Raw genomic sequence first — 5,130 nt, 5'->3', positions numbered from 1 at the left:
GGCTTCGCCCCCTGCACCCCCGCATCCGAACTTCGTTCGGATCCTGCTCAAACGCCGCAGGGGCTAGTTGTCGGGCCGGACTTCAACGCGAACTCGCACCACACCGCCTTGCCGCCGCCCGGTGTGCGGCGGGAGCCCCAGGAGGAGGCGATCGTGGCGACGATCGCGATGCCGCGGCCCGCCTCGTCCACCGGCTCCGCGCGGCGGCGCAGGGGCAGGTGGTCGTCGCCGTCGGTGACCTCGATGATCAGGCGGCGGTCGGTGCGGCGCAGGCGCAGGCGCATCGGCGGGGTGCCGTGCTGGAGCGAGTTGGCGACGAGTTCGCTGGCGGCCAGGACGCCCAGTTCGCAGAGCTCGGCCGGGAAGCGCCAGCTGGCCAGGACGCCGGTGGCGAAGGCGCGGGCGCGGGGTGCGGCCTCGACGCCGCCGAGGAGGTCGAGCGAGGCACCGCGGAAGAGCTCGGCGTCGGAGCCGGTGTGCTCGGGGTTCTGCAGCACGAGCAGGGCCACGTCGTCGTCGTGGTCGGCGGTGACGTTGAGGGCGCGAAGGAGGCGGTCGCAGATGACCTGAGGGGTGCCGGTGGCGCCGGCCAGGGCGCGTTCGAGCTGGTCGACGCCGTGGTCGATGTCCTCGCTGCGGCGTTCGACCAGGCCGTCGGTGTAGAGGACGGCGGTGGAGCCGGGCGGGAAGTCCATCGTGCCGGAGGCGTGCAGCCAGCCGCCGGTGCCGAGCGGGGGCCCGGTGGGCTCCTCCGCCCGGTGCAGGGCGCCGAGTTCATCGCGTACGAGGATCGGCAGATGCCCGGCCGAGGCGTACGTGAGCCGGGCTTCGTGGGGGTCGTGGATCGCGTAGACCATCGTGGCGATCTGGCTGGCATCGATGTCCGAGGCCAGGCCGTCGAGGAGCTGGAGCACCTCGTGCGGGGGCAGATCGAGCTTGGCGTAGGCGCGGACGGCGGTGCGGAGCTGACCCATCACGGCGGCCGCGCGGACGCCGCGGCCCATGACGTCGCCGATGACGAGGGCGGTGCGGCCGCCGCCGAGGGTGATCACGTCGTACCAGTCGCCGCCGACCGCCGCGTCCGCGCCGCCGGGCTGGTAGGTGGCGGCGATACGCAGGTCGTCGGGCTGTTCCAGCTTCTGCGGGAGCAGGGAGCGTTGGAGCGTGACGGCGGCCTCGCGGTGGCGGCGCTCGCTCGCGCGCAGCCGCTCGGCCGCGTCCGCGTGGTCGGTGACATCGGCGGCGAAGACGAGCACTCCGCCGCCCTCGGAGGTGGTGAGGGGGGTGCAGGTGAAGGTGTACGAGCGTCCCGAGGGCATCTTGCGGGACTTCACCGTGCGCGGCTTGTCGCTGCGCAGGACCTGGTCGAGGAGCGGCAGCAGACCCAGCTCGCGCAGTTCGGGCAGCGCGTCCTCGGCGGCGGCGCCCCTCTCTCGGGGGCCGAAGGCGGCGGCGTAGGACTCGTTGACGTAGGCGATGCGGTGCTCGGGACCGTGCACCAGGACCACGAGGCCGGTGATGCGGTCGAGGATCTCGCGCACCGGCAGATCCTCCACGTCGGGGGTCGGCGCATCGGAGCCGTGCTCGGCTCGGGCGGCGGGCACGGAACCCCGGTCGTCGGACCGCGCGGCGGCGCGGCGCTGCGTACCGGGGAGCCTGGCGCTCCAGCGCGTGAAGTTCACGGAGGGAAGCCTCATGGAGGTCGTCGGGGCGTGGTGCCCTTGGTCGTGGCGGCAGGCCCTGGGGGCCAGGGCGCGCCGCTCGGTCTGGTGTGGCCGGTCCGGGCTACCGGACCGGTGGGGCCGGTCCGGGTCACCGGTCCGTTCGGTCCCGGCGGATGCCGGCTGTCGGTCGTCAGGACGCTCGGTCAGTCTGGCCGACCGGACTGACATCCGGCCGTCCGTACCGACACCCGTCAACCAACACCCGTCAGACGCCGGCCTGGGGGACGGAGTTCCTCGATCCGGTCAGGACGACTCCTTCGGGGGCTTGCCTCCGGCCGCGAGTTCGAATTCCGCGCGCGGATGCTCAAGGGAACCGAGCGAAACGATCTCGCGTTTGAACAGGCCCGACAGGGTCCACTCCGCCAGGACCCGGGCCTTGCGGTTGAAGGTCGGGACCCTGCTGAGGTGGTAGACGCGGTGCATGAACCACGCAGGGTAGCCCTTCAGCTTGCGTCCGTAGACGTGCGCGACACCCTTGTGCAGCCCGAGCGAGGCGACGGAACCCGCGTATTTGTGCGCGTACTTCGTGAGGGGCTGTCCCTTGAGCGAGGCCACGATGTTGTCGCCGAGCACCTTGGCCTGGCGCACCGCGTGCTGTGCGTTGGGGGCGCACTCCTTGCCGTCCTGTGAGGTCACATCCGGTACGGCGGCCGCGTCGCCGGCGGCCCAGGCGTGCGGGGCGCCCTCCACCGTGAGTTCGGCGGTGCACTTCAGGCGGCCGCGCTCGTTCAGCGGCAGATCCGACGCGGCGAGGATGGGATGCGGCTTGACGCCCGCGGTCCATACGAGGGTGCGCGTCGGGAAACGCGAGCCGTCGTCGAGCACCGCGACCCGGTCCTCGCAGGTGTCGAGGCGGGTCTCGAGCCGTACGTCGATATTGCGCCGGCGCAGCTCGCTGACCGTGTACTTGCCCATCTCCGGGCCGACCTCCGGAAGGATCCGGTCGGAGGCCTCGACGAGGATCCACTTCATGTCCTCGGCACCGACGTTGTGGTAGTACCGGGCCGCGTACCGCGCCATGTCCTCCAGCTCGCCGAGCGCCTCGACACCCGCATAGCCGCCGCCGACGAACACGAAGGTCAGGGCGGCGGCACGGACGGCGGGGTCGCGGGTCGATGAGGCGATGTCCATCTGCTCGATGACGTGGTTACGTAGACCGATGGCCTCTTCGACGGTCTTGAAACCGATGCCGTAGTCCGCGAGTCCCGGGACGGGCAGCGTGCGCGAGATCGATCCGGGGGCGAGCACCAGCTCGTCGTAGGAGATCTCGATCGGGCCCGTGCCCTCCTCCTCGGTGGCGAGGGTGGTGAGGGTGGCCGTCCGCTTGGCGTGGTCGATGGACTCGGCCTCGCCGATGACGATCCGGCAGTGCTTGAGGACGCGGCGCAGCGGGACGACGACATGGCGCGGCGAGATGGAGCCCGCGGCCGCCTCCGGCAGGAAGGGTTGATAGGTCATATACGGCTCGGGCGTGACCACCACGATCTCCGTCGTGCCCGCCTTCAGTTCGGCCGCGAGCTTCTTCTGCAGACGCATCGCCGTGTACAGACCGACATAGCCGCCGCCGATGACGAGGATGCGCGCTTGGGGGGCGGGGGAGGTCCCGCGGGAATCAGCCGTCACCTTCCCATGAGGCACCCGTGTCACGGGTTTGTCCACAGGCCCGGCAAAAGGTGTGACCGTCCGCCACGGCCCCTGCGGGTGGTCCCCGTTGGAAAAATGCGCAGGTCAACGAGGAGCCGAAGCGGCCGGGGCGCAGGGCGAAACAGGGACGGACCGGTGCGTACTCCGATCGGGGGGCGCTCCGTGCGGAACTGGCCCCTTCTGAATTGACCCCGGCTCAACTATGTTCGTGTGTCGTCGGGGTGTGGGGGGTGTACGGCTTCAGGCGCGGTGCGCATGGTTCGCGAGCAGGGGGCGAGCGGCGCGGCGAGCTGGTTCGCGGACAGTCCGCGCACACCGATCGACAAGGCGGGGAGAGTCTCCGGGGGGAGACGTCATTACCGGGGGAACGCTTATGCACATGCGTGATTCACGTTGGGGCGCGGCTTCTGCTTCTGCTGCCCCATCTTCTGCGACGACCGCTGTGGTGGGCGACGGGGCGATACGCCGCGGCGCCGACGGCGGCGGTACGACACCGCTCAGGGTCGACGCCCAGCGCAATCTCGAGCACGTTCTGCGTGCCGCGCGCGAGGTGTTCGGCGAACTGGGCTACGGCGCGCCGATGGAGGACGTGGCGCGGCGGGCACGGGTCGGCGTGGGCACCGTCTACCGGCGGTTCCCGAGCAAGGACGTGCTCGTACGACGCATCGCCGAGGAGGAGACGGCCCGGCTGACCGACCAGGCCCGCACCGCTCTCGGCCAGGAGGACGAGCCGTGGTCGGCGCTGTCCCGTTTCCTGCGCACCTCCGTGGCCTCGGGCGCCGGGCGGCTGCTGCCGCCGCAGGTGCTGCGGGTCGGGGTGGCGGACGAGGGGGACGAGAGCGCGGCCGACGAGTTCGCCGATGCCCGGGTGCCGCAGCAGCGGCAGTCGGCCGCGGGGCCCGATCTGCGCCTGGTGGAACAGCGCGGGACATCCGCCGACGAGGTGGACGACTCCGGGGCGGCGGCGCTGCTCGAGGTGGTCGGCCGGCTGGTGGAGCGGGCCCGGGCGGCGGGTGAGCTGCGCGGCGATGTGACCGTCTCGGACGTCCTGCTCGTCATCGCCACGGCGGCGCCTTCGCTGCCGGACGCGGCGCAGCAGGCGGCGGCTTCGGCGCGGTTGCTCGACATCCTGCTCGAAGGGCTGCGTTCGCGGCCTGGGCGGTAGGCGACTGTACGTTCGGGTTTGAGTCAACTTGCCTGCACCAATGGCCGGTTAAGGCTTCCCCGAACGAGTGAATCCAAGTGATACGCCGCCGTAAGTCACCCCGGATGAGTGGTTGCTGTGCATCCGGGGTCGGTGGTGATCCCTGGTGTGACAGTCTTTCCTGGTGTCAGGAGCCGCCCGTAAGCCCCCGTCGTCCGCACGAAACGCGGGCGGGGATTTACGGGCGGCTCCTCAGGGACCGAGTGTGCATGCGGGGGCTTCGCGCGATGAGCGTTGATGGGCAGGAAGAGCCGTTCGGCGGGGGCGGTCTGCCCGCGGAGGGCGGGCTTCCTTCTCGGCAGGTGCCGAGCCAGGGCGGACCTTCCCAGGTTCCGTCCGGGGCTCCGGCCGCCGGAGCGGCCGAGCCCGGGGTGCCGCAGCAGCGCGAGCCGGTGGGCTCGCTCGCCGACGATCTCCTCGCGGGCGGTGAACCACCGGTCGCCGACGCCGAGTTGATCGCCCGGATGCGTACCGGCGACGACTCCGCGTACGAGGAGCTCTACCGCCGGCACGCCGAGGCGGTGCGCCGCTACTCGCGCACCTGCTGCCGCGACGCCC

4 protein-coding genes are annotated in these 5,130 nt (G+C 71.5%); 2 read left to right on the top strand and 2 right to left on the bottom strand.

The features are described from left to right. Window positions 1–47 precede the first annotated feature (47 nt). Window positions 48–1,682: an ATP-binding SpoIIE family protein phosphatase gene (locus tag G6045_RS39165; protein ID WP_165337017.1), complete on the bottom strand. Its 1,635-nt coding sequence runs from the start codon at window positions 1,680–1,682 to the stop codon at window positions 48–50. 285 nt (window positions 1,683–1,967) lie between these two features. Continuing rightward, on the bottom strand, window positions 1,968–3,347 hold the full coding sequence (locus tag G6045_RS39160) for an NAD(P)/FAD-dependent oxidoreductase (protein ID WP_165337016.1): 1,380 nt from the start codon (window positions 3,345–3,347) through the stop codon (window positions 1,968–1,970). A 394-nt stretch (window positions 3,348–3,741) separates the two neighbouring features. Here G6045_RS39160 and G6045_RS39155 point away from each other — a divergent pair, with 394 nt between their 5' ends. After that, a complete protein-coding gene (locus G6045_RS39155) occupies window positions 3,742–4,533 on the top strand; it encodes a TetR/AcrR family transcriptional regulator (RefSeq protein ID WP_165337015.1) in 792 nt (263 codons plus the stop codon). Window positions 4,534–4,799: 266 nt separating this feature from the next. Then, a partial coding sequence (locus tag G6045_RS39150) for an RNA polymerase sigma factor (RefSeq protein WP_408056424.1) occupies window positions 4,800–5,130 on the top strand: 331 nt, incomplete at its 3' end.

The organism is Streptomyces mesophilus, assembly GCF_011044995.1.
GTDB classification, from domain to species: Bacteria; Actinomycetota; Actinomycetes; order Streptomycetales; family Streptomycetaceae; genus Streptomyces; species Streptomyces mesophilus.
Note: the sequence above shows the minus strand (reverse complement) of the source record. Positions and strands in the feature narration are given on the sequence as shown.

Coding starts and splice junctions, on each gene's coding strand:
- G6045_RS39155 (WP_165337015.1), top strand. CDS start 3,742: ATGCACATGCGTGATTCACGTTGGGGCGCGGCTTCTGCTTCTGCTGCC.